General features: G+C 42.7%; 21 protein-coding genes. 2 read left to right on the top strand and 19 right to left on the bottom strand.

Going from position 1 to position 24999, the window contains the following annotated elements; genetic code table 11:
• Positions 1–237 precede the first annotated feature (237 nt).
• The 13 genes from V6C27_03765 to V6C27_03705 all read right to left on the bottom strand — a co-directional run bounded on the left by V6C27_03765 (position 238) and on the right by V6C27_03705 (position 12321).
• A complete protein-coding gene (locus tag V6C27_03765; GenBank protein ID MEG6615543.1) occupies positions 238–1386 on the bottom strand; it encodes an FAD-binding oxidoreductase in 1149 nt (382 codons plus the stop codon).
• Positions 1379–1678 (bottom strand): (2Fe-2S)-binding protein, encoded by a 300-nt coding sequence (locus V6C27_03760; protein ID MEG6615542.1) that lies wholly within the window; start codon positions 1676–1678, stop codon positions 1379–1381. The genes V6C27_03765 and V6C27_03760 overlap by 8 nt, the downstream gene beginning before the upstream one ends.
• Positions 1678–2172, bottom strand: a complete 495-nt coding sequence (locus tag V6C27_03755) for a 4Fe-4S dicluster domain-containing protein (protein MEG6615541.1) — start codon at positions 2170–2172, stop codon at positions 1678–1680. Before V6C27_03755 ends, V6C27_03760 begins: the two co-directional genes overlap by 1 nt.
• A 27-nt stretch (positions 2173–2199) precedes the next feature.
• Positions 2200–3276: an NAD(P)/FAD-dependent oxidoreductase gene (locus tag V6C27_03750; GenBank protein ID MEG6615540.1), complete on the bottom strand. Its 1077-nt coding sequence runs from the start codon at positions 3274–3276 to the stop codon at positions 2200–2202.
• On the bottom strand, positions 3273–3578 hold the full coding sequence (locus V6C27_03745; protein MEG6615539.1) for a (2Fe-2S)-binding protein: 306 nt from the start codon (positions 3576–3578) through the stop codon (positions 3273–3275). Before V6C27_03745 ends, V6C27_03750 begins: the two co-directional genes overlap by 4 nt.
• A gap of 325 nt (positions 3579–3903) precedes the next feature.
• Positions 3904–5634 (bottom strand): sigma 54-interacting transcriptional regulator, encoded by a 1731-nt coding sequence (locus tag V6C27_03740; protein ID MEG6615538.1) that lies wholly within the window; start codon positions 5632–5634, stop codon positions 3904–3906.
• Positions 5635–5666: 32 nt separating this feature from the next.
• On the bottom strand, positions 5667–6377 hold the full coding sequence (locus V6C27_03735; GenBank protein ID MEG6615537.1) for an ABC transporter ATP-binding protein: 711 nt from the start codon (positions 6375–6377) through the stop codon (positions 5667–5669).
• Complete coding sequence (locus V6C27_03730; GenBank protein ID MEG6615536.1) at positions 6378–7151, bottom strand: ABC transporter ATP-binding protein; 774 nt, start codon at positions 7149–7151, stop codon at positions 6378–6380. It abuts the gene before it with no gap.
• A gap of 24 nt (positions 7152–7175) precedes the next feature.
• Positions 7176–8075 (bottom strand): branched-chain amino acid ABC transporter permease, encoded by a 900-nt coding sequence (locus V6C27_03725; GenBank protein MEG6615535.1) that lies wholly within the window; start codon positions 8073–8075, stop codon positions 7176–7178.
• A 10-nt stretch (positions 8076–8085) separates the two neighbouring features.
• A complete protein-coding gene (locus V6C27_03720; GenBank protein MEG6615534.1) occupies positions 8086–8958 on the bottom strand; it encodes a branched-chain amino acid ABC transporter permease in 873 nt (290 codons plus the stop codon).
• Positions 8959–9036: 78 nt separating this feature from the next.
• Positions 9037–10257 (bottom strand): ABC transporter substrate-binding protein, encoded by a 1221-nt coding sequence (locus tag V6C27_03715; protein ID MEG6615533.1) that lies wholly within the window; start codon positions 10255–10257, stop codon positions 9037–9039.
• A gap of 86 nt (positions 10258–10343) precedes the next feature.
• Complete coding sequence (locus tag V6C27_03710; GenBank protein MEG6615532.1) at positions 10344–11627, bottom strand: sigma-54 dependent transcriptional regulator; 1284 nt, start codon at positions 11625–11627, stop codon at positions 10344–10346.
• 265 nt (positions 11628–11892) lie between these two features.
• A complete protein-coding gene (locus V6C27_03705) occupies positions 11893–12321 on the bottom strand; it encodes a hypothetical protein (protein ID MEG6615531.1) in 429 nt (142 codons plus the stop codon).
• Positions 12322–12415: 94 nt separating this feature from the next.
• Here V6C27_03705 and V6C27_03700 point away from each other — a divergent pair, with 94 nt between their 5' ends.
• Together V6C27_03700 and V6C27_03695 are read left to right on the top strand one after the other, a co-directional pair.
• Positions 12416–14359, top strand: coding sequence for an ABC-F family ATP-binding cassette domain-containing protein (locus tag V6C27_03700; protein ID MEG6615530.1), 1944 nt, complete (start codon positions 12416–12418; stop codon positions 14357–14359).
• A gap of 84 nt (positions 14360–14443) precedes the next feature.
• A complete protein-coding gene (locus tag V6C27_03695; protein MEG6615529.1) occupies positions 14444–15814 on the top strand; it encodes a [Fe-Fe] hydrogenase large subunit C-terminal domain-containing protein in 1371 nt (456 codons plus the stop codon).
• Positions 15815–16156: 342 nt separating this feature from the next.
• Here the strand turns inward: V6C27_03695 and V6C27_03690 are convergent, their stop codons facing one another.
• The 6 genes from V6C27_03690 to V6C27_03665 all read right to left on the bottom strand — a co-directional run bounded on the left by V6C27_03690 (position 16157) and on the right by V6C27_03665 (position 24649).
• Entirely contained in the window at positions 16157–16798 is a 642-nt protein-coding gene (locus tag V6C27_03690; protein MEG6615528.1) for an adenylate kinase, read from the bottom strand.
• Between the two features lie 90 nt (positions 16799–16888).
• A complete protein-coding gene (locus V6C27_03685; protein MEG6615527.1) occupies positions 16889–19036 on the bottom strand; it encodes a Tex family protein in 2148 nt (715 codons plus the stop codon).
• Between the two features lie 149 nt (positions 19037–19185).
• Entirely contained in the window at positions 19186–20838 is a 1653-nt protein-coding gene (locus V6C27_03680; protein MEG6615526.1) for a DUF4368 domain-containing protein, read from the bottom strand.
• A gap of 57 nt (positions 20839–20895) precedes the next feature.
• Complete coding sequence (locus V6C27_03675; GenBank protein MEG6615525.1) at positions 20896–21099, bottom strand: transposon-encoded TnpW family protein; 204 nt, start codon at positions 21097–21099, stop codon at positions 20896–20898.
• A gap of 75 nt (positions 21100–21174) precedes the next feature.
• Positions 21175–22074, bottom strand: coding sequence for a phage major capsid protein (locus V6C27_03670; protein ID MEG6615524.1), 900 nt, complete (start codon positions 22072–22074; stop codon positions 21175–21177).
• A gap of 271 nt (positions 22075–22345) precedes the next feature.
• Positions 22346–24649: a phage/plasmid primase, P4 family gene (locus V6C27_03665; protein MEG6615523.1), complete on the bottom strand. Its 2304-nt coding sequence runs from the start codon at positions 24647–24649 to the stop codon at positions 22346–22348.
• Positions 24650–24999 lie beyond the last annotated feature (350 nt).

Here is a 24999-nt window from a genome sequence, read left to right as displayed (position 1 = left end):
TTATACTTCATTTTGAGTACCTCCGTGAATTTAATTTTGTGCTTTTGGCCGATTGCACATTTAAATTCTACTGTGAGGTACTTATTTTTTCAAAGTGCATTTTATTTCATTACAGGAATGCTCCATTTTCTCTAATCAAACGCAGTAGTTACACTTAATTTTTTATATTTCTGATATGAAAAAATGACTTCGGCCCAAATAAATTGAGGGAAGTCTCAAATACACATACAATTCACATTACACAACTGATGGTTCTATATACAAATCGCCGCTGGCAAAACGTTTTACTCCGTACATATCAATGGGATAATCCGGTTCCATGCCCAACATCACTTGAGCCATCAATTTACCCACCACCGGAGCAATCATAAAGCCATGGCCAGAAAATCCGGCAGCCACAAAGAACCCGGGCACTTCCGGAATGGCACCGAGGATTTGGGTTCTATCAGGGGTCAAGTCATAAAGGCCACTCCACTGGCGCACCACCCGCACTTCCTTCAATATCGGTAGAATAAAAGTGAATTTAGCTGCCATTTCGTGCATAAACTGCCAACTGGATTCAATATTGAAATCTTTAATTTCGTGGGGGTCTCCCAAACCCATCACAAAGCCACCATGGGGCACCTGCTGACCATAAATTCCATGGTAAAAGGACATTAGCATCGGTCCTAAAAGCGGCTCCACCGGTTCGGTGACTAAAATTTGATGACGTTCCGGTTGAATTGGCAAATCCACTCCCACCATCAAGCCCAACTGCCTGGTATAGGCTCCGGCGCAACCTATCACCAACGGTGATTCAATTACTCCGGCAGTGGTCTCCACTCCCTTTATTTTATCTCCATCCCGCAACAGGCCAGTAACTTTAGTATAGGTGAGCATCTCTACTCCCAATCTTTTGGCTGCTTGGGCATAGGCATCGGTAGTTTTAAAGGGGTTACAGTGCCCATCCTCGGGACAATATGTGGCTCCCAGCAAGCCCTGCAGGTTGATTTGGGGTACTAGTTCTTTAATTTCCTCCGGAGTAACCCAGCGGGACGGAATATCAAGCCTATGCTGCAGACCTAAATTTTGATGGAACTGCTCCACCATTTTTTCACTATAGGCCAGCAACAAATAACCATTTTGCTTAAATTCAATGCTGTCTTGGTAACCCAATTCCTCTTCCAATGTTTTAAGCATATGAATGCTATCCCGGGATAACAAGCAGTTTGGCTCGGATCCCCACTGCATTCTAAAACCTGCACCACAGCGACCGGTGGCTCCGCTGGCCAGGTACTTTTCCTCAATTACCACCACCTTTTTACACCCTAATTTAGCAAGGTTGTAGGCGGTGGAGCAGCCGACGATTCCGCCACCAATAACTATTGCATCTGTCGTCCTAGTCATTATCTTCACCCCCTGCTGCCAGCACACCCAGTTTTACAGGTGTGGTTGGTGGTCTGAAGGTAGTGGGCATAATATCTTCCACCGGTTTACCGGTGGCGGCGGCAATTTCACGAATAATAATCGGCGTACAAGTCCGACCTTGGCAGGGTCCCATCCCCACCCGCAGTAGCCGCTTCAACATTTCCAGATCCGTTATGCCCTGTTTTAAGTAGGCGCGGATTTCTTCCAACGTGATATCTTCACAGCGGCACACTATGTTGACATCATGACCATCGCTTTTACATCCAGACATTACCGCACCCCCTTAATTTTAAAATGACGAACTTCCATGGATAAATCCTTTGGTACTGCCAACCATACAACACTGGTACCATCAAGATTTTGCCCCGATTGTACCTTAACCACCTTAGCTTCGCCGACGATTTCACCGGCCCGATTAACTGCAGCCACAACTTCTCCTACCCCAGGCAAAGGCAAATATTCATAGGGCAGTTTCACTAACGCTTGCTGTTCGCTATATGTCTCATCTATAATGAAAATTGCCAAACCTGGGCAACGCATTAAGCACAGGCCACAACCATTGCACTTTTGGTGATCTATTTGTGGACGCTCATTAATATCTTTAAAGGGCTGTATTGCTTGGCGTTTACAACTGTGATAACAAGGGTCACAAGGAATATTTTGAAAACACTCAGCCATGGCCACCGGGCCTTTAGCAAGCCTGTCGGCGTTGGGCATTACCTGAGCAATATCTTTCGGTGTGGGGATACCATTTTGGGCCAACATATCCATTCCTCCTTTCGTTCAACGAGGTTATCTAACCACTTTAGCCATACCATGAAGAATTTTTTCTCCCACCGGACCCGATCTCAGTCCGGTTAGCTCTTTAATTACATCGGCCTGTTGTTCCTTAAAGTCCGGTGCATCATAACCCAAGGCCTTAGCTGCATTTAACCCGGCCAACGCACCCTCCATCATGGCTGCAGAGGCTTCTTCAATACCGCCGACGTCTCCGGCCACATATACACCGGCAACTGTTGTTTCCAATTGTTGGTTTCTTATCGGCACATGACCCCCAAGCTCAGGTACAAATTTCATCTCACAACCCGCCTGCCATAATAGCTCGGTGAGGGGACTCAATCCCACCGACAAACAAATTACATCCACATCTAAATCCATTTCCGTTCCGGGCACTGGTTGCCAATTATCATCCAACTGAACTATAGTGGCACCGGCCACTTCTTTCTCCCCCCAAGCTCGTTTAATGGTATGCTTGGTATAAATTGGCACCCCTGCTCGCACCACTTTAGAAGCATGTACCCAGTAGGCTCCTATTTTTGGCGCAGCCTCGATAATAGCCACCACTTCTATGCCCGCTTGCAAGAGTTGATAGCTGACGATTACACCAATGTTTCCGGCACCAACCATCAGAACCCTTTTGCCTGGTTTAACACCATAAACATTCACCAGCGTCTGCACTGCACCGGCACCGTAAATGCCTGGCAAATCATTGTTAGGGAACAGTAGATTTTTTTCAGCACCGCCGGTGGCCACTATTGCTTTTGCTGGTTTTATTGTTATCAACTTTTCGTTATGTTCCACCGTGATTACACCATCTTTGTAATAACCCAGCACGGTGGCACCGGTGAAAACAGTAATTTTGTCGTGATTATGTACAGCCTCGGCCAATTCCTTTGCTATATTAATACCTCGCTCCGATGCCCGCTGTTGTTTTGACCCAAAGAAGCGATGGGTTTGCTTAATTAATTGGCCACCAAGATAATCATTCCTATCAATTACTGTTACCGAGGCCCCTAGGTTAGCAGCTTTTAGAGCTGCAGTTAAACCTGCAGGTCCTCCGCCGATAATACAAATTTCGGTTTGCCTCACTTTAATTCACCCTTCCCTTTCTGGGTTTCCACATACATACCCGCCCGCAGTTTTTCGACACATACCCTAACGTTGGGTTTTCCATCAACAACCATCAAACACGAAGAACAGTTGCCGATATTGCAAAACAGACCCCGGGGCCGATGTAGATGAATGCTTTCCCTCATGGTTCGTACTCCGTTGGCATGCAATGCCGCTGCTATGGTTTCGCCTTCATAACCCTCTAACGCTTGACCGTTATAATAAAACTTTACTTTGCTTCCCTTTTCAAAATTTAAAATGGGGTGCTCATTTATTCTCATTTTTTACACCTCCTAATCCACAAAATATTCTCTATTAAAATATCAGCAAGAAACATGCCAACAGTTTATTGAAATTTCAGAATCATTATTTGCCATAGTAAAGCTAAATTATTGACTTGATTTAATGTGATATGGATGTCGGCAAATTGTTTGTCTAATGTATACATCTGTCCACATTCCATACACATTGACAGTTTGCTGACACATTTTGGACAATTGTCACGTTATTAAATTACAAATTTAAAAACTATTTTAATAGTAAATATAAATGAACATAAAAAACTCCCCTAAAGGCATTTTGCCATGCCTTTAGGGGAGTTAGAGGTTACATTAGCCCCAATTGATGCATTTTATAGTATAAAGTACTGCGAGGTATGCCTAACATCCGAGCCGCTTGGGAGCGATTGCCATTAACCTGTTCCAGTGTCTTTTGAATTAACTCCCTCTCTGTTTGTTCGGTAACCGAGACTAAACCAGTTTGATACGGCAGCTGATTTTTGCCTTGCTGTTGCTTTAAAGTATTTGGTATGTTAGCTTCGGTTATTGTATCCCCCTCCGCTAAAATAACCATTCTCTCAACAACATTTTTCATTTCCCTGACATTTCCAGGCCAGGGGTAAGCTAATAAAACAGCCATTACACTGGGTTCTAACCGTGAAATATGTTTCCCATAAAGCTGACTATATTCTTGGGTAAACTGATAGATCAACTCTGGTATATCTTCTCTGCGATCCCTTAACGGGGGTACTTCTAAAGTGACTACATTTAAACGATAGTATAAGTCTTCTCTAAACAATTCTTTATGAAGCATTTCTTCTAGATTTCTATGGGTGGCGGTAATAATCCGTACATCAACCTGAATGGGCTTTGAGCCACCCACCCGACAAAATTCTTGATCCTGCAACACCCGCAGCAACTTAACTTGCAGGTCAGGCGGCAACTCGGCCACCTCATCTAAAAACAGAGTACCTTGATGGGCAGCTTCAAAGACGCCAGCTTTCCCCTGTCTGTTAGCACCGGTGAAAGCCCCGCCTTCATAACCGAAGACCTCACTTTCAAACAATGTTGGTGGAATAGCTGCGCAGTTCACTACCACAAAGGGCTTGTCAGCTCTATTGCTGGCCTCATGGATGGCTCTGGCAAAAAGTTCTTTGCCGGTGCCACTTTCTCCTCGAATTAAAACAGCGGCATTTGTTTTCGCCACTTTTTTCGCCATATTAATTAACTCGGTTAACTTATGATGATGTCCTTTTATCCGTGTAAAGGGATTTCTACCCCCGGTTATTCTAGTAATTACGTTTTCCAATTCCTTAACTTGGCTGCTGGCATGGGTTAGTTTTTGATTTAACTGCATTACCTCAGTGACATCTTTTTCTGCTGATACACCACCAATTACTTCACCCCCAACCCGCACCGGACTGGCACTTATCAATACATGGGTGCCTTTACAGGGCTGATGATAAACAGAACTTACTCCTACGCGTTCTTTTATTACTTTGGTTATCATCAGATTGGAAAAATATTTTTCAATATTATGGCCCACAATATCCTCTGTTTTAATATTATAGAGGGACTCTGCCCTGTGGTTCCAATAGACCACTTTATCTTGATCATCCACCACACAAATTGCTTCATTTACCACGTCCAATACCGTTTCTAATCTAGCCTGGGACGCCTTTAATGAATTAGTTAAATCAATAAACAGCAAATCAAAAGCTAACAATCCCAATACTTCTTTGTTGCTGCCCATTACAATTAATGGGTGATAGCGCAATTCCCTTAAATAAGTTAAAATGTCATCTTCTAAAGTGTCGCACTCCAGTTTTGTAAAGTCAGTTCGCATTATCTCACTGATGTTTGCATCGGGATCTACATTGCTTTTAAATAATTTTTTGTAAAGAACAATGCCGGTGGGTTGTTGGTTTTCTAACACAATTAATGCTGACTGTTTAATAGCGGCAATGGCTCGCCCTTCGCTAACAGTGATATTAGGAGGCACTTCCACAAAATTGCGGTAAAGCATTTCCGCCACTGTAAGATTACCTAGTTTATTCATATTATCCTCCCTTTAGGAAGAAGATCATCATGTTATTCTTCGCCTAAATAAGCTTTGCGCACTTGATCATTATTGGCAAGTTCTGTGGCATCGCCTGAAAGTACAATCTCACCCGTCTCCAGCACATAGGCTCTATCAGCAATGGATAACGCCATATGTGCATTTTGCTCCACCAACATTATGGTGGTTCCGGTTTTATTAATGTCCTTAATAATTTCAAATATTTCCTTTACTAGCATCGGTGCTAAACCCATGGAAGGTTCATCCAAAAGCAACACCTCGGGTTTTGACATCAATGCTCTCCCCATGGCTAACATCTGTTGTTCGCCACCGGAAAGGGTACCAGCCAACTGGTTTTTGCGCTCCTCCAAACGGGGAAAACGCTGGAACACTGTGGCCAAAGTTTCTTTAAACTCAGCTTTATTACTTCTTGTATAAGCACCCATTTCTAAATTTTCCATCACCGACATCAGCGGAAAAACCCGTCGCCCTTCCGGCACTTGGGATATACCAGAAGTAACTATTTTATGGGGGGGCATTTTAGTCAGATCTACACCTTTATAGGTAATAGCACCCTGATGGGGCTTTATTAATCCCGATATGGTACGCAATGTTGTGCTTTTACCAGCACCATTGGCTCCGATTAAAGCAACAATTTCACCCTCATTGAGGGTGCAAGATATCCCGTTTAATGCCCGTATGGCGCCATAGGAAACGTGCAGGTCGTTAATTTCCAGCAACAATTAATCCACATCCTTTCCTAAGTATGCCTCAATCACCTCAGGATTCTTTTGCACTTCAGCCGGTGACCCATCAGCAATTTTTCGGCCATAGTCCAAGCAAGCAACTTGATCTGATAAATTCATTACAAATTTCATATCGTGTTCAACTAAAAAGACCGTCAAGCCCATATCTTGTATTTTTTTAATCATCTTCATCAACACTTGCTTTTCTTGCGGATTCATACCAGCAGCTGGTTCATCCAACAGTATCAAGGATGGATCAGTGGCCAGTGCCCGGGCAATTTCTAAGCGACGTTGTTCGCCGTAGGAAAGGTTTTTAGCATAGTCATACCTTTTGTCCGCCAATTCCATCAATTCCAGCGCTTTTAAAGCCGCTTCCTCGATTTGCTTCTCCTCTTGTCTTACTTTGGGATTAATGCATCTGGTGATGGCCCCCAAAACATCGCTTTTAGTTCGGCAGTGTTGTCCAATTTTTACGTTTTCCAACACCGTCATCGTTTTAAACAGTCTAATATTTTGGAAAGTACGGGCAATCCCCCGATGGGTTATGCGATAGGGATTTAAACCAGTTATATCTTCACCCTGAAATAACACTTTGCCGCTGGAGGGTGGATATATACCGGTAATAATATTAAATATTGTGCTCTTTCCTGCCCCATTAGGTCCAATGAGCGCTCTAATGGTGCCTTTATTAATGGTCATATTCACTCCGTCAACTGCAGTCAAGCCACCAAAGCGGATAGTTGCATTTTGCAATTCAAGAATCGCTGTCAAAACCTATCACTCCTTACCGCAGAATCACACCTCATCGGTGGTGCCGCGGTTAGTTTCAATTTTATATTTGTTCTTAAATAACATCCGGTGCAAGTTTATGCCTCCCAACAAACCATGGGGACGGAAAATCATCATGATAACCATCAGCGCACCATAAATCATCATCCGGTAGTCCGACATAGACCTAAGGAATTCTGGGGCCATAGTCAAAATGGTAGTCCCCAGCACAACCCCGGGGATACTGCCCAATCCCCCCAAAACAACGAAGCATAAAAGTTCAAAGGATTTGGCAAAACCAAAGTCAGTGGGATTTAAGTATTGTAGCAAATGGGCATATAATCCACCGGCAACACCAGCAAAAAAGCAACCAATGGCAAAGGCTTTAATTTTATAAACAGATATATTCACTCCCATTGTTTCAGCAGCGATCTCATCCTCACGAATGGCAATCAGCGCTCGACCAAAACGGGAACTCTGCAAATAATACATAATGATAATAGTGATAACAACCAGCACATAAACCACAGTAATACTGGAATTTCTAGCAATACCGGCAAGTCCTAGGGCGCCACCGGTAATCTCTAAGTTTAAAAAAACCACTCTGATTATCTCACCGAAACCCAAGGTTACAATGCCCAGATAATCACCAGTGAGGCGCAATGCCGGGAACCCAATGACCACACCAAAAAACGCTGCCATTAACCCACCGGCTAAAAGGGCAACATAAAATGGAATTTGAAATTTAACAGTTAAAATGGCCGCGCCATATGCACCAATGGCTAAAAATGCCGCATGGCCAAATGAAAATTGTCCAGTAACGCCAGTGATAAGATTAAGACCTAAAGCTGCTATAATGTAGATACCCAGCAACGTTAGGACCTGCATATAATATGGATCAATAAAAGAGGCAATCAAAGTATCCATGCTGCGTCACCTACACTTTCCGTTGGATGGGTTTCCCCAGCAACCCAGTTGGTTTAAATAACAATACAATGATCAGCAGTGTAAAAGCAATGGCATCTCTGTAGGTACTAAAGCCCACTGCAATTCCCAACGTTTCTGCGACCCCAAGGAAAATCCCGCCAAGCATAGCTCCGGGGATGCTGCCAATGCCTCCCAAAACCGCAGCACAAAATGCTTTGATACCTGCCGTCACACCCATTAGTGGGGCCACAGAATTAAAGTACATACCCACAAGCACGCCGCCAGCTGCTGCCAGGGCAGATCCAATGGCAAAGGTAAAGGAGATTACTTTGTTAATATCAATCCCCATCAGCGAGGCGGTATCATAATCCTGTGAAGCAGCACGCATCGCCTTGCCAATCTTGACATACTTAACAATATAATTTAGCACCGCCATCAATATTGCCGCAGTGGCTAAAATAATTAGCTGTACCTTCGATATTTCTATCGGGCCAATATGATAAATGGCGTCTTTAATTACCTCAGGGAACCCCACGGGTTGAGGGCCTTTCCAAAGTAACATGGCGTTTTGCAAAAATGTAGAGGCACCAATGGCTGATATTAATGCTGCCAATCTAGTAGATCTTCTCAGAGGCCGATAAGCAACACGTTCAAGAGTCATACCTAAAATCATGCACACCAGCATAGCCAAAAGCATGGAAGCTAAAAAACCTTGGCCAAAAACAGCCACCATCGATACCCCGACAAATGCCCCAATCATATAAATTTCACCATGGGCAAAGTTAATCAGTTGGATAATACCATAGACCATGGTGTACCCTAAAGCAATTAATGCATAAACCGCCCCCAAGGTTAAACCGTTAATTAATTGTTGTTCCAGCATGTAACGCTTCCTCCATTCGGGTGGTATAACCAAGGAGTGACCATTGCGCCTAGGCACAATGGTCATCACCTTGATTATTTATTTTACAGGAATAGCAGCTTTTACTTTAAACTGTTGCCCATTATCTCCCTCGGCAACTTCCAATAGGTAGACTGGGCTCTTTAATGGCTCATGGTTGTCTTGAATGGTAATGGTACCAGAAACACCTTGCCAGTCGGCTAGTTTTTTGAACTCTTCTTTAAATACACTGGGATCAACACTGTTAGCCGCAGTAATTGAATCGGCTAACATCATCACCGCATCGTAACCTTGGGCTACGAACATGTTAGGTAGTTCGCCGTTATTGGCTTCACTGTAACGGTCGATAAAATCTTTGGTTTTACCTTCAGCCATTGAAGGGTCAGCTTCAAAACCACAGTATACCATACTGCCATTTACAGCCTCACCACCCATTTCCCAAAGGGTGGCACCAAGCATACCATCTCCACCAACCATGTTGATGTCCATTCCTTGTTTTCTAACTTCCTTCATTAACAGTCCACCTTCGGTATAATAACCAGTGAACACAATACCGTCGGGGTTTTTAGGTTTAATTGAAGTAACCTGGGCGCTGAAATTCTGGTCACCGTCCTGAACACTTTCTTCAGCAACTATTTCTAAACCATTGTCCAACAAGGCCTGTTTAAAGATTTTAGATAAACCAACACTGTAATCGTTATTCATTGAGGTGATTAGAGCAACCCTTTGCCAACCCAGTTCTTCCTTCAAATATTTAACTACTGAGGGAGCGGCAACCGCATCCAAAAGGGTGTTCCGATATACAAATTCCCGCAGATTCCCCTGTTCGTCATTGACAACATTATCACCCACCGCACCGGCGGACAGAAGTACAATCTTGTTATCTTCAGCTATTGGCGCCGCCAATTTGGTAATGCCGGTGGTGGGATCGCCGATGATGGCAACAACTTTATCCCGTTGAATCAATTTTTGAACAACGTTCGCACCTTCGGTTAACTTACTGCCATGATCTTCTTCAACAATTTCTAATTGTTTACCCAAAATGCCGCCCGCTTTGTTAATGTCATCAACAGCCATTTGCATGCCAGCTAAGGTTTTAATGCCGAAATCAGCATGACCACCTGTTTTGGCACCTAAAAAACCAATTTTAATGGTGTCACCACTGTCGGCAGAGGTGTCGGCACCATCAGTGGCTGCTTGTTCACCGCCGCCACAACCCACCACCATCAGTGATAGGGCTAATAGTGTAATTAGCACCCATAACAAACTTCTCTTTTTCAATTTTTAACCTCCTCATTTCTACTTCTCTTCATCTGTTCTACTTAATTAACCAGTTGTTGTTCCGCCCTCACCTCCCGAGATAAAATTTAACTTTGGCCCTTTGCCGGGATACCCAATTGACGCAACTTATAGTATAAAGTACTCCGGGGTATTCCGAGTAACCTGGCAGCTTCTGATCGATTGCCGTTAGCCTTTTCTAAGGACTTTAAAATTAGCTGTCTTTCAGCTTCAACTGCCATATGCATTAAATTTCCTTTTTGGGATGTTGACATTGATATGTAGGTGTAGTTGCGCAGATTTTCAGGCAAGCAGTTTACAGTAACCACTTCATCCTCTGCCAAAACCACCATTCGCTCCACAGCATTTTTTAATTCTCGGATGTTACCGGGCCATGAGTATTCCATAAAAGCTCTGACCACTTCCGGTGACACTTTAAGAAATGGTTTATTATAGACAGCACCAAACTCCCGAGTATATATTTCTACCAACTCCGGAATATCCTCTTTGCGCTTTCTCAATGGAGGCATCTCAATGGAAATAACATTCAACTGGTAAAATAAATCTTCACGAAACAATTCTTTTTCCAACAGACTTTCTAAATTTCTGTGGCTGGCTGCAATTATTCTCACATCAACCTTGGTGGGTTCAGTGGCCCCTACGCGGGTTATCTGTTCCCTTTGCATCACTGCCATTAATTTAACTTGAATATCTAACGGCAGCTCGCCTACTTCATCTAGAAAAACTGTGCCACCATCCGCCAATTCAATAATACCAGGCTTGCCCTTTGCATTAACCCCCGCAAAAGCCCTTTCGGCATAGCCAAATAACTCACTTTCAAACAAAGAGGGCGGAATGGCACCGCAGTTCACCGTAATAAAGGGGCCATTACGGCGGGGACTCTCCCGATGTAGCGCCCGGGCAAAGGTTTCTTTTCCTGTGCCGCTTTCCCCACGCACCAAAACAGGGGTATCAGTGGCAGCAACCTTTTTACACAGCTTAATGATCTCCTGCATCTTTGCCGACCGACCCACCAATTTATCAAATTCAGAAACACCCTCTGTATTCCTTTGCTCTGCTTCAGAAACCAACATCGATTCCATAAAGGCCAGCAAGTGACCGTATGATTTGGCAATGTGTTTAACCAAAGTAGTTTTGTCAATTAATCCTTTAACTCTGACATTTTTACCCATAACCAACAAGTCTTGTCCATGATATTCTTTGTTTGATAATATCGCCAACAAATCATCATTATCATTTACTAAAAGAGTTTTTTCTGGTATATTTTTTAATGTTTGTTCATACTCAGCACTATCCAATGTAATTATTGGGACGTCGTGGACACGCAGATTAAAATTGTGCTTAGATTTCATAATAAACTATCACCTATTAATACTACTTTTTTGCTTATGACACTTGACAATCAATTGTTTAATATTTTGACGTATAATTTATTCTACACTGGCACAATAATTCCTGCCAGCACTAAATAATAATTTAAAAATTTTCTTTCAACGGCGGAAAGAAAAAGTGTTCAATTATCAGACATTTTATTAAGTGTTTTAGTAAAATATGCTACGTCAACAATAAAAAAATAATAAAGATGTTCCTTGGTTGGAACACCTTTATTACAATGGATTAATCATTTATTACCGGCCATCCAGCCTCTGGTAAAATTTCTAACTCAATGCCCATCAGTACCACTGCATCATCAAACAGTTTGTGAGAATCCTGTTTATATTTTAGCACCATGGTGACAACCCGTTGTCCTTGTTCCACCACCGCTTGCAATATTTGACCGGATCTTGCTTTGGGAAATTTTATGGCAAATTCAGCCTTACCTTGGAAATAATTTAGTATCAACAAATATGCATCTTCCTCTGGACTGTATTCCCAATGGTCATCAAATTTGCCAGTCATAGATCCACCAATTAAAACATCCAGCTTCTTTAATTCATTGTATATAGGCTCAAAGTCTGGACTATACAATGTAATTCCTGTGGCCTTTGCCGCATGTGGTGCTTTAATCAACCCAATATTTCCTGATTTTGGTTCAACTGTAATCATAACATCCTCCCTATTGTGATAAATATTTAATTTATATGGCAGCAAACCCTTGCCTGTTACCAACATGCTGCGATAAACTACTTAAAGTGTAGAGGTGAGCAAGTTGATATTATTACAAGCATCCCATATTGTAAAATCTTATGGCGCCAAAACTATTTTATCCGATGTTACCCTAACTGTCCAATCCGGCGAGCGGGTTGGACTGGTGGGCATCAATGGTGCTGGCAAGTCCACATTGATGAAAATATTGGCCGGAGACCTCACCTGTGATGCCGGTGAGGTTATTAAACCAAAGGAAATTTCCGTTGGCTATCTTTCCCAAGACAGCGGTTTGCACTCCGACAACAGCATTTATCAAGAACTGATTGCCGTTTTCCAACCCTTAATTTCAATGGAACAGCAACTAAGAAAGCTGGAACAGCAAATAGCCGATTCTGCAGTTGATGGTAAAGGTTACCAACAGTTGTTGGATAACTATGCTAAACTATCTGATACCTTTAAGGATAAAGGTGGCTATAGTTATCAGGCCACAACCCGCAGCGTTATGCATGGATTGGGCTTAACAGACCTAGGTTATGATACCGCCATTAAAAGCTTAAGTGGCGGCCAGAAGACATTGGTTGCCCTAGCTAAATTATTGCTACAGTCACCAGATGTCTTAATGTTAGACGAGCCCACCAACTACTTGGATATTAACACATTAAACTGGTTGGAACAATATCTCAAATCATATCCTGGGGCCATGCTGGTGATTTCTCATGACCGCTACCTACTGGATACATTAACAAATATCATCTATGAGCTGGAGCGCAATAAAATTGTGCGTTATGCTGGCAACTATTCTAAATACTTAGAATTAAAGGCCGAACAGTTGGAACAACAGCTTAAGCAATACAACAAACAGATGACAGAAGTGGCTAAGTTACAAGAATTTGTCCAACGCAACCTGGCTCGGGCTTCGACAACCAAAAGGGCCCAAAGCAGACGGCGGATGCTAGAAAAAATGGAGCTTCAGGATAAACCTGAGGTGGCCACAAAAAGGGCTAACTTTAATTTTGATGTAAAAGTGCAAAGTGGCAAAGAGGTATTAAAGCTTAGGGATTTGAGTATTGGCTATGCCGATAAAACTTTGTCATCGGGGATCAATTTATTAATTGAACGTGGTGAAAGCGTGGCCTTGGTTGGTCCTAATGGGGTTGGAAAATCCACATTACTCAAAACGGTGTTAAATTTTATCAAGCCGAAATTTGGCTCCATCTATTATGGCACCAATGTACAAATAGCTTATTACGATCAAGAGCAGGCTAATCTACAAGGCAATAAACAAGTTCTTAATGAACTTTGGGACCAATATCCCTTAATGAATGAAAAGAATATTCGCACCGTGCTGGGCAACTTCTTATTTAGTGGTGAAGATGTCTTGAAAAGGGTAGCTGATCTAAGTGGTGGCGAAAAAGCCCGGTTAGCTTTAGCTAAAATGCTTTTGCAAAGGGCCAATCTGCTAATACTGGACGAGCCAACCAACCACTTGGATATTTATAGTCGTGAAGTGTTAGAAAATGCCCTGACCGATTTTCCAGGTACAATAATATTTGTCAGCCATGACCGTTACTTCATTAATCGTGTAGCCACCAGAATAATCGAGTTAAATAAAAACGGCGTAGAAAGTTTTCTGGGTGATTATGACTATTACCTGCTAAAAAAACAAGAACAACAACCAACTATACCGGAACCACTACAAATAGCTAACATCCAAGATGAACAAACCACCCAGAAGGATAAAGAAAATTATTATAAAAGTAAAGAGATAAAACGCCTAGAACGACAGCGACAAAGAAAAATAGATGAGCTACAACAACTGATTACAGAGCAAGAGCAACTGATTGCCAAACTGGAGGCAGATCTTTGTAAACCAGAAGTCTATAAAGATCATAATAGGTGTCAAGAAGTCAACGAAACCTTGACCATAGCCAAAGAAAAATTAGATGAATATTTAACTGCTTGGGTAGAACTGGAAGAAGAAGTCGCAACAAATTGAATTCCGACTTCTTGTTAGATATGGATAATTTTATGTAATTTGAAAACAATACCTCATATATGCCAATACCAATGAGGTGATGTTTTGCAACCCAGTGAATTTGCCCATCGAGTGTTAGTTAGTTTAGCTAGGCAAATCAGAGAAGGTGAAGGCCAAGCCCCTAAACGCGACAAAGTGATAGACCGGATTATGAAAGACAGCGGTATTACTGAAAAGGATGAGCAGTATCAATTTTGGCGGGAACGGCTCAATAAAAGATTATCACTTTTGATGGACGAAGATAAGGGTGAAAGCATGCTGTTAGTGCAACTTATTGAAGGGGCATGTGATGATTGCCTAGACATGCAACCTTGTGCTGACGTTTGTCCTACCGGGGCCATCAACAAAGATGAAAAGGGTAATTTTAGCATCAACCCAGACCGATGCGTAGAGTGTACTTGGTGTGTTAATTCTTGCATTACCGGTTCCATTGTTACCCGTTCAGAGTTTGCCCAGGTGGCCAGTATGATTATGCAACGAAAGGAACATCCAGTCTATGCCATCTTAGCACCATCCTTTGTGGGCCAATTTGGCAACCGGGTGACGCCGGAAATAATTAAGGGGGCTCTAAAAGCCATCGGCTTCACCGATGTTTATGAAGTGGCCCTAGCGGCAGATGTAATTACCGAGCACGAAGCTGAAATATTTGTAAATCGTCGGCAACAAGGAGAAAATTTTATGATTACCTCCTGCTGTTGTCCAGCATTTATTAAACTGGTGGAAAAGATTAGGCCAAAGGTAGCCAATTTGCTCTCCCCATCAGTATCACCAATGATCGCCCTGGGTAAAATGCTGAAGAATCGTGAACCCCAGTGTCGAGTAGTCTTCATCGGCCCCTGTATTGCCAAAAAGTCAGAAGCCAAGCGACCGGATTTACATCCGGCCATAGATTGTGTGTTAACATTTAAAGAAACTAAAGCTTTATTAGAGGCCGGTGATGTGCCTTTAGATGGTTCGCTAGGTGAACTGGAAATGGAAGATGCCTCCCACGATGGCCGAATCTACGCCCATACTGGCGGAGTAACCGAAGCTATCAAACGGGCTGTTAAAAGGCTGGCTCCTGAATATGAGATCAAAGCTGTGCAGGGCAACGGACTCAAGGAATGCAACATGTATTTAAAACAACTGGAACAGGGTAAATTAGACGCCAATTTTATGGAAGGAATGGGTTGCCCCGGCGGTTGTGTGGGTGGACCAGGAACAATTATTAGTGTAGAAAAAGCAGCGTCCCTAGTGAATGAGCATGCCCAACAGGCCAAAACCTTTGCTGCCATTGACAACCATAAAGCCCATGTATGGAATGACAATTATGGCGAAACCAGCGATTTGCATTCAAAACACTTAAATATGTCTGGTCAGATATACAGTACCCAAAATCCGCCCCAACCAATGAGCCGTGGAGAAACATCCCCATAAGCAAAAGATAAAGGTTTCAGTAAACCCGGCACCTGCTGCACCGCTCACTTTGGGGATAGTTTCGCAGACCGAACTAAGCTCATCCGGTTGTCTCCGGCAGCGTACCCGGCAAATTCGCCGTCCATGGCTCAGTTGCCGGTGGCGCACGTCCTATGCGCCACCCTGCCGCCAACAACCTCCTTCGCTAACTTCGGTTCGCTGCGCCACTATATGTCGTTCGCCAACTGCAGCAGGTGCCGGGTTTTTCAATTAACCTAAAATGCAAAGGCAAAAGACACCTGGGTTTCGTCATTAACAATAAAGGGGCTGTTGCACAGTTTTGCAACAGCCCCTTTAATACAATTACTTAACGGCAGCTAAAACATCAGCTAACACTTTGTCAATATCTTGATCACCATTTATAGCTTTAATTAATCCCTTGGCTTGATAGTAATCAATTAACGGCTGGGTTTTTTCCATATAGGCATTAAGGCGAGTGCCAACGGACTCTTCGTTGTCATCGCTGCGCTGATACAATTCGCCGCCGCAACTGTCACATTTACCCTCTGCTTGCGGTGGGTTAAAGAGCACATGATAAGATGCGCCGCAACCTTTACAAACTCGACGACCGGTCAGACGAGCCATTAACTTCTCCAGCGGAACTTCAATGTTAATTACACCGTCCAGTTTAATGCCTAGCTCTTCTAAGGTAGCGTCTAAGGCTTTAGCTTGTTCCACTGTCCGGGGGAAACCATCAAGCAAGAAACCTTCTTTACAGTCTTCCTCTTGCAGGCGATCCTTTACCATACCAATAACCACTTCGTCTGGCACCAATGCACCCTTGTCCATGTACTCCTTGGCCTTCATGCCCATTTCAGTACCGGCAGCGATGGCGGCACGGAACATATCACCGGTGGAAATGTGAGTGATTGCCAATTCCTTAACCAATCTTTCGGCCTGGGTTCCTTTACCAGCACCAGGCGGCCCCATAATAAGTAAATTCACAAAAATCCCTCCTGAAGTTATGTAGTCGATTATTATACTATGTGTATTATATCACAACCATTTGGTTTGTGAATAAGCAATTTCATAATATTACCTTTTCATAGTTAAACTAATGCGCTGACGAACAGTATCCACTTCCATCACCCAAACGGTAACTATATCACCTAAGGACACCACTTCCAGTGGATGCTTGATAAAGCGGTCGGTCATTTGTGAAATATGTACCAACCCATCAACTTTCACTCCTATGTCCACAAAGGCACCAAAATCCACCACATTGCGTACCGTCCCTTTAAGTTCCATACCCGGCTTTAAGTCATCCATTGTTAACACATCGGTGCGCAGTATTGGTTTGGGCAATTCTTCTCGGGGATCACGCCCGGGGCGCATCAGTGCCTCCACTATATCCTTCAAAGTTGGCACACCGGCATTTAGTGCCGTTGCCATCTGCTCAACATTTATTTGGGAAAGCTTGCGGCGCATTTCCTCGCTGCCCACTTCTTCCAGCTTGCAATCAATTTGCTGTAACAGTTTCTTTACTATATCGTAGGATTCAGGGTGAATGGGGGTTTTATCCAACGGGTTTTCGCCGTTAAAAATGCGCAAAAAACCAATACATTGCTCGTATGTTTTGGGGCCTAACCGCGGCACCTTTTTCAACTGGTTTCTATTTTTAAACCGTCCGATTTCTGCCCGGTTGGCCACTATATTCTTGGCCACGGTAACGTTAATACCAGCTACATAAGCCAGCAGCGCCGGGGAAGCGGTGTTTACATCCACACCGACATGGTTAACGGCCGTTTCTACCACAGCAGTAAGATTTTCTGCCAATTTTTTCGGATTAACATCATGCTGATACTGCCCTACCCCCAATGATTTAGGGTCAATTTTCACCAGTTCCGCCAATGGGTCCTGCAATCTACGGGCGATGGATACCGCGCTGCGCTGGGCCACATCCAGGTCAGGAAATTCACCCCGGGCTATATCAGAGGCGGAATATACACTGGCCCCTGCTTCACTGACAATTATATACTGCAATTGTTTGGCAGTATATTCTTTAATAAACTCAGCAACAAAGCTTTCGGTTTCTCTAGAAGCAGTACCGTTACCAATAACGATAATGTCTATCTGGTGCTTGTCCACCAGTTGTTTAAATACTGCTTTCGCCTGTTCTACTCTAGCCGCAGACTGAGTGGGATAAACCACACCCACTTCATGCAACCGCCCAGTATCGTCAACCACCGCCCATTTACAGCCAGTGCGGTAGGCAGGGTCCACCCCCAACATAATCTTGCCAGTGACCGGAGGTTGCAATAATAATTGATGCAAGTTTTTACTAAAGACTTTAATTGCTTGTTCTTCAGCAATCTCAGTCAATTCATTGCGCGCTTCCCGTTCCACCGCCGGCAGTATTAAGCGATTTAATCCATCTTTGATCGCTTGTTTAACCTGATCGGTGGTTACACTACCGGGTTTAGTCCATTCTTTATAAAGATGTTCTAGAATCTGCTCTTCTTCTACTTCAATCCTAACCTTTAAAAATTCTTCCCTTTCTCCACGATTTATGGCCAGTATCCGATGAGGTAAAATCTTTTTCACTGGTTCATTATATTGATAGTACATTTCATAGACCGACCTAGCATCGGCATCCTTGGCAACGGTCACTAAACTCCCATGTTTGGCCATAAACCTTCTTACCCACCCCCTAACATTGGGGTGATCCGCTACCTGTTCAGCAATAATATCCTGGGCACCTTGTAACGCCTCGGCGGCAGAAGTCACTTCTTTTTCTATATTTAGGTATTTGTTAGCCTGCTGCCATACATCACCCACCGCAGGAAATGATAGTAAGTAATTGGCTAACGGTTCTAAGCCTTTTTCTTTGGCAATGGATGCTTTGGTACGACGTTTGGGACGAAAGGGGCGATAGATATCTTCTACTTCGGTAATTTTAGTGGCACTTTCTATCTGTTGCTGTAATTCAGGAGTTAACTTTTTCTGCTCAGCTATTAAGCGCACCACTTCTTCTTTGCGCTGTGCCAAGTTGCGGAAGAACTTTAGTTTCTCCTCTATATCACGCACCTGAACATCAGTTAATTCACCGGTAACTTCTTTACGATAACGAGATATAAACGGAACAGTATTACCTTCGTCCAATAGCTTAACGGTGGGTAATACTTGCTTACTGCTAATATTAGTGGCTTCGGAAACTTGATTTATGATTAACTGTTCGTCCATTGGGTACCTCCACTAAAAGAATTCAACTACCAGTATACACCATTTAAGCCCAAATAAAAATACCGGGTATTAGGAGCGGTCAGATAGGGATTTATAATTCCTAAAAAATTCGGCATAGTCGTTGATATTCGGCTATGCCGTTTTTTCGTTTATTTTGGTAAGTCGATAGCACCAATGCAGTTATAGAAAATTTGAATCCGCTGGGTTCTGCGGCCATCTATCTTTTCAGCCTTGAATACTATAATTTTGTCAATAAACTCTCGGATAATTTCTGCATCCAATTCTGTAATTTCTGTGTACTTTTTAACCAGTGCCAAAAAGCGGTCGGTATTGAGGGACTGTTCATTTGCTGTATCAATGGTATGCTTTAATTTGGATATCCTTTCTTCCAGTGCCTTCTGCTCGGCTTCATATTCAGCCGACATCTTGTAAAAACGCTCTTCGGGAATTTTGCCCATCACATTGTCTTCATATAGCTTTCGAATGATTTTGTCTATGTCAGCAATGCGAGTCTGTGCTTGTTCATACTCCTTTTGACTTTGGCGGAGTTCTTTGGCAAGTTCCTTTTCTGAATTATTCATAACTATACGGATGAATTCCTGTTCATGGTCTTTGGCAAAGGAGGTTACACGTCTTAAATCTTCTAGCAAAAGCTGTTCCACTACAACATTACGTATCTGATGTGAACTGCACATACCCTTTTTCTTGCGGTAAGTCGCACAAACGAAATATTCCTTATCGTGTGTCCATCCCTTGCCTCTAACCTGATACAGCTTTGCTCCACAGTCGGCACAAAACATCATGCCAGAAAGCATTCCCATTTCACCTAATCGTGATGGTCTTCGCTTGCCATCTCTGATTTTCTGCACTGTTTCCCAAGTCCCCTCATCAATAATTGCTTCATGGGTATTTTTGAAAACTAGCCAATCTTCTGGATTGTTCAATATCTTGACTTTGCTCTTATATGACTTTTTAGAAGTCTTGAAATTCACCGTGTGACCTAGATATTCCATTTTAGCCAGAATATCTGCTACGGTACGAGCCGACCAAGCATATGGGTTTTCAGGTGGTCTTGCTGGAGTGTTAATACCCATTTTGCGAAGATGAACCGTAGGTGTATCAATGCATCGCTTTTCAAGTTGCTTTGCTATCTGCGTGGGTCCAAAGCCAGCCATGCACAGTCGGAAAATATCTCTGACCACTTCGGCGGCTTTCTCATCTATAATCCAGTGCAACTTATCTTCAGGGTCTTTAATATAACCGTAAGGTGGATTGGTGCAGAGTGGCTTACCGGATTGTCCTTTGGATTTGAACACAGCACGGATTTTCTTGCTAGTATCCTTAGCGTACCATTCATTAATAATGTTAAGAAACGGTGTAAAGTCACTGTCTGCTTGGTTTGCACTATCAATACCGTTGTTAATAGCAATAAATCGTACATCTGCTTCAGGAAACATAATCTCGGTATAATAACCTACTTTGAGGTAATCCCTGCCGAAGCGGGACATATCCTTGATGATAATCGTTCCGATTCTACCGGACTCTACATCTGCAATCATGCGGTTAAAGTCTGGTCTATCAAAAGTTGTACCGCTGACCCCATCATCCACATAAAATTCGATGTTACGAAAACCGTTGTCCTCAGCATATTTCTTTAGAATTGCCTTCTGGTTTACTATACTGTTGCTGTCCCCTGCAAGCTCATCATCACGGGAAAGCCTGCAGTAAAGAGCAGTAATTTTCGCTTCTTCAAATGCTAATGTTGATTTACGTATAGTACTAAATGTTGACTGTCTATTCATTTTTCTCCTCCATTTCCGACAGTCTTCAAGCGGTTTAGCACTATGTATATTACCGTACTACCTTGAAGAAGTCGAGTTGATTTCCGTGGGTTTATATGAACTATCAGATAACTTTGAAAGGCTTTTTGCGTTGACTGTAATCAGTCGTTTCAGCTTGGAATATGCACTTTCCTTTGCTGAATCGCTTACTCGTGATTCCACCACATAGACCGTACCTCCGATATCGGATTTGGTTGTGCGGCTGTTACTTTGATTTTCCATATCGTGACCTCCTGTCCGATGTTTTGAAGGAACTGGCACTGAGCCGAATTGATGACCCAGTACCTAATCCATTATTTAAGCTTTTATTTGTAATATTTTCAGAGCATCTGGTTGAATTAGCTTGCCATCCAATCTTTCGTAAGCAGAAAATCCGATTTGCCCCTGCAATGCATATAACTCACTTAATTTTTTTATCGTTATTGGTTGACGTTCAATCAGCCAGTAGTATGATAAATCTCCAAATACAATGCTTTTTGCTCCTGCTGATACTGTAGGCATATATGGAGAGGTAACTACAGGTTTTCCGAAGATGGTGTTATCCGAAGAATTCCACAGATAACTACCGCTTGTATCTTTAAGGGTTCTAAGAAGCATGGCTGTATTATCATGCATGATAAACACAGCGTTATTTCGGTATTCATCTTTTAATGAAAAATACAGAGAGATGATCTCATCAAAAGAGATGGTACTATTGTCTGCTGTAGTTACATCTGCGTCTGCCGTAAGGATACCTGTTGGCTGAGTTGTGCCATTTCCATTAAGCAATGCATTTTCCTCAGCCTTGCCAAAACGCTTCGCAAAATCACCCATCAGATATTTTTCTAGATTAAAGTTCATATCGGTGACGAATGAGCGGTTTAGCTTGATAAGAGATGCCAGCTTGTATGATTTCACCAGAAACTGTGTAAATGTATCGGCACTTTCGGGGATTGGATCTCCGTCTTCAACCCAATCTGCTGTACCCGTTGAGGATACCGCTTGAATTTTACCTTCTGCAGAAGATAGATTGATAACAGTGGCAAATCTGCGGAATATATTCTCCTTTGCCAAAGCAGTGTTAAAGCCTTCTCTGAACTCATCTGGTGCGACATAAGCTCCTGCATTATCAAAGCCCTCGCTTAGATTTTGATTATTTTCTTCTTTTCCTTTCATAACATTCCAAAACGCTCTATTATAAGTTGTTGATGTTGCCATAATCGTTTACCTCCTAAATTCTATTAAATGTGGGGTATATACCCCGTTTGAAACTGCGTTTTTTTACGCGTTGCCCCACGCCCGTTGTCCAGATGTAAAGGTGTGGAGATTTGACCTCCCCTAGGGGCAGGTATTAACACATGGAGTTGTATCCAGTGTTTTAGTGGTTTTAAGCTTTGTAGCAAGATGTAGCAGGTAAAAACTAAACTCTCTATACGAGAGCGATTTTTTATATAACCTGTTTTTCTTGCTACAAGCTGCTACACTGTGTTTAAATAAGAAGAAATTCTTCTTCAGTCAGCTTATATCCGATAAGCATTGTGGTCATTCCACCACCAGAACGTGGTCGTTTCCGTTCTACACGGGCAATAGCTGTTAATGCTTGTTTAAAGTTTCTTGCATTCTCCGAATAACATCCATTGGCACTACACCACCGCTGATACCGGGCATACACTTCGGATGTCCGCACCTCACTGTTAGGACTTTCCTCCAAGGCATCCTCGAAAAATAATGCTATTTTATCGCTGTCACGTTTATAAGCCTCCGTTGCTGTCTTAACAGAATCAGGTAAAGTCAAGCCTTCCTTCTTTAACAACTGATAGCCTTCAATTAGCCAGTTGAGGATAGCACTCTGATTCTTCGGTTTGGCGAATTCACGTTTTAGGTTTTTATCCTGCTCGCTTTCATCGAAGTGTCGTTCAAAAGGAATAATCACCACTCTGCCACTAGAAAACAGCGTCATATCCGTAATAACGGGCAGATAATTGGTGTTGATATACAGCTTAAACTTTGGCGAAAAGTCAAAAGAATTCTCATGTAGAAACCTTGCGTTAATGGTGTCACCACCCGTCATGCTTTTTACCTGTGCAGCATTTAAGACAAGTCCTCTGCTAGGTTCGGAGATATTCACAAAGCGTACTCCTGCAAGCCGGGCAATATCTTCACTTGGACTTGAACTGTTATTGTTCTTTTTCAGACTGATAGTCTCTGGCCTTGCGGTACAGCCATAACTGCCTAATACCTTAAGAATGCTCTCACATAGCGTACCTTTACCATTTCGAGTTGTAGCACCATAGAGAACAAACAGGCATTCATACCGAGTGTCTCCGCTGATACTGTAGCCAAAGGCCTTTTGGAGGAATTTTGCCTTTTCCTCATCTCCGCTCATAATCTCATGAATAAATCTATCCCATCGCTCACTTTTTGCTTCTGGATCATACTTAACACCAGATATCTTTGTAAGCCTGTCCTCGCTGTTGTGGGGACGAAAATCCATAGACATTAAAAACAATGTGCCATTGGCACAGTTGAGCATAAGTGGGTCTTGGTCAAATTCAGCCATTGATATGGGATATACGCTCTGTGCATCCTTAAGCACCGTTTCCCTGTATCTTCTTGACTGCCACTTTCGGCAATAGTCAATGTATGCCTTTCTTTGATGTTCATCCTGAATAGTCAAAGCATAGGTTAGCAGTTGATTAGCCAATGATTTACACATTTCCATTACTTTTAGATTACCGATATCAGGAATCCAAATGCCATTCTCATAGCAAAACCACATCTTCCTTTCAGGAACAAAGCGGGCAAAAGATTTATAATAATCAGCAAACAGCCTGCTTGCCCCAATATCCGTCCAAGGGTAGCGACCGTTACTCTCAGGCTTAAAGTCAGCAAGGGAACATTCACCAAAATCTTCTGCAGCTGATGAACGCTTACCACCTGGCTTGTATATTTCAGTAGCATTTGCAATTGCTTTTACTATGGTTATCATTCCATAAGTACTGCCGGACTGTGGTCTATTCCATTTATCTCGCATTAGGCCGCTCTGCCGGAAAAGTCTGTCCATCTGTCCAATATCCCTGCCACACCAAAATGCCAGCATACCGCAAAGTGCCAAATCAGCTTCACTTGCAGAAGCATAACCAGACGTATCTCCTTGCCATAATGCTTTGAATTTTTCTCCATTTGCTGATTTTAATGCCTTCTCAATAACAGACTTGTCAGACAGATAGGATTGACTTTCTGTATCCTGAAGTTGCTTCACAGGGGTAGAACGTAGCATATACTTGTCTAGTATCATCTGAAGCTCATTCGATTTCTCCGCTATCTCTCCATCTGCAAACATATTTCCCGTTACGGTAACAAAGCGATTAATAGCTCCAGCCACATAGACCTCAACTCCCAGCTTTCTGTTATTGATATAGTATTTTGTTTTGTCAAAGTTATAGCCAGTGGCCTTAAAGAAAATATGCAGCCCTTTTCCAGATGGACTGTGTTCCATATAGCAACCACTAAAAGCCTCTACAATACTTTGGGCAATAGGCTTAAGCTTACCGCTGCTATCAAAGCAATCATCTAAGTCGATAACGCAAATGTCATTACCTACCAAAAATCCGATACCGTCATAATCACTTATAGCAGCTACCGCCGAACTAAAATCTAAAAATGTACTCCGCTGATCTGCTTTTGCCCTTTTACCTGTTACTGGGTTATATGGAACTTTGGTTTTTCTACCACTTCGTTCTTCATATTTCCAGCAGCAAAACTGTGGCTTATCTTTAAGCACCTGTGGCAAGTTATCATATTGTATATTCAGTTATTTCACCTCCTTGCCTGTTAAAAATGAGCCGAAATGCTACTGTTCCAGAGGGTTTGCCTTGTTTGACACAACCTCGTTATCTTTCAAGGAATACGCTCGGAATTATCGTCATGGCATATTCTGCTTGAAGTATCTCTTGCATTTCGGGGTATTCAGTTGTCAAGGAGCAGTGAGAGAAAAACTATGCTTTCATTGGGAGATTTTTTTCCTCTCACCTTATAGCCTTGGTAGATCACATTAGTTGAGGTTTTTCTAAAAATATTTTTTCTTCCTCATCCATAAGCGAAGAATTCTATTGATTCGAACCCCTAAAATAAAAAAACAGC

This window comes from Peptococcaceae bacterium 1198_IL3148, assembly GCA_036763105.1.
In the GTDB taxonomy this organism is placed as follows: domain Bacteria; phylum Bacillota; class Desulfotomaculia; order Desulfotomaculales; family Desulfohalotomaculaceae; genus JBAIYS01.
This window is presented reverse-complemented; position numbering and strand designations above follow the sequence as displayed.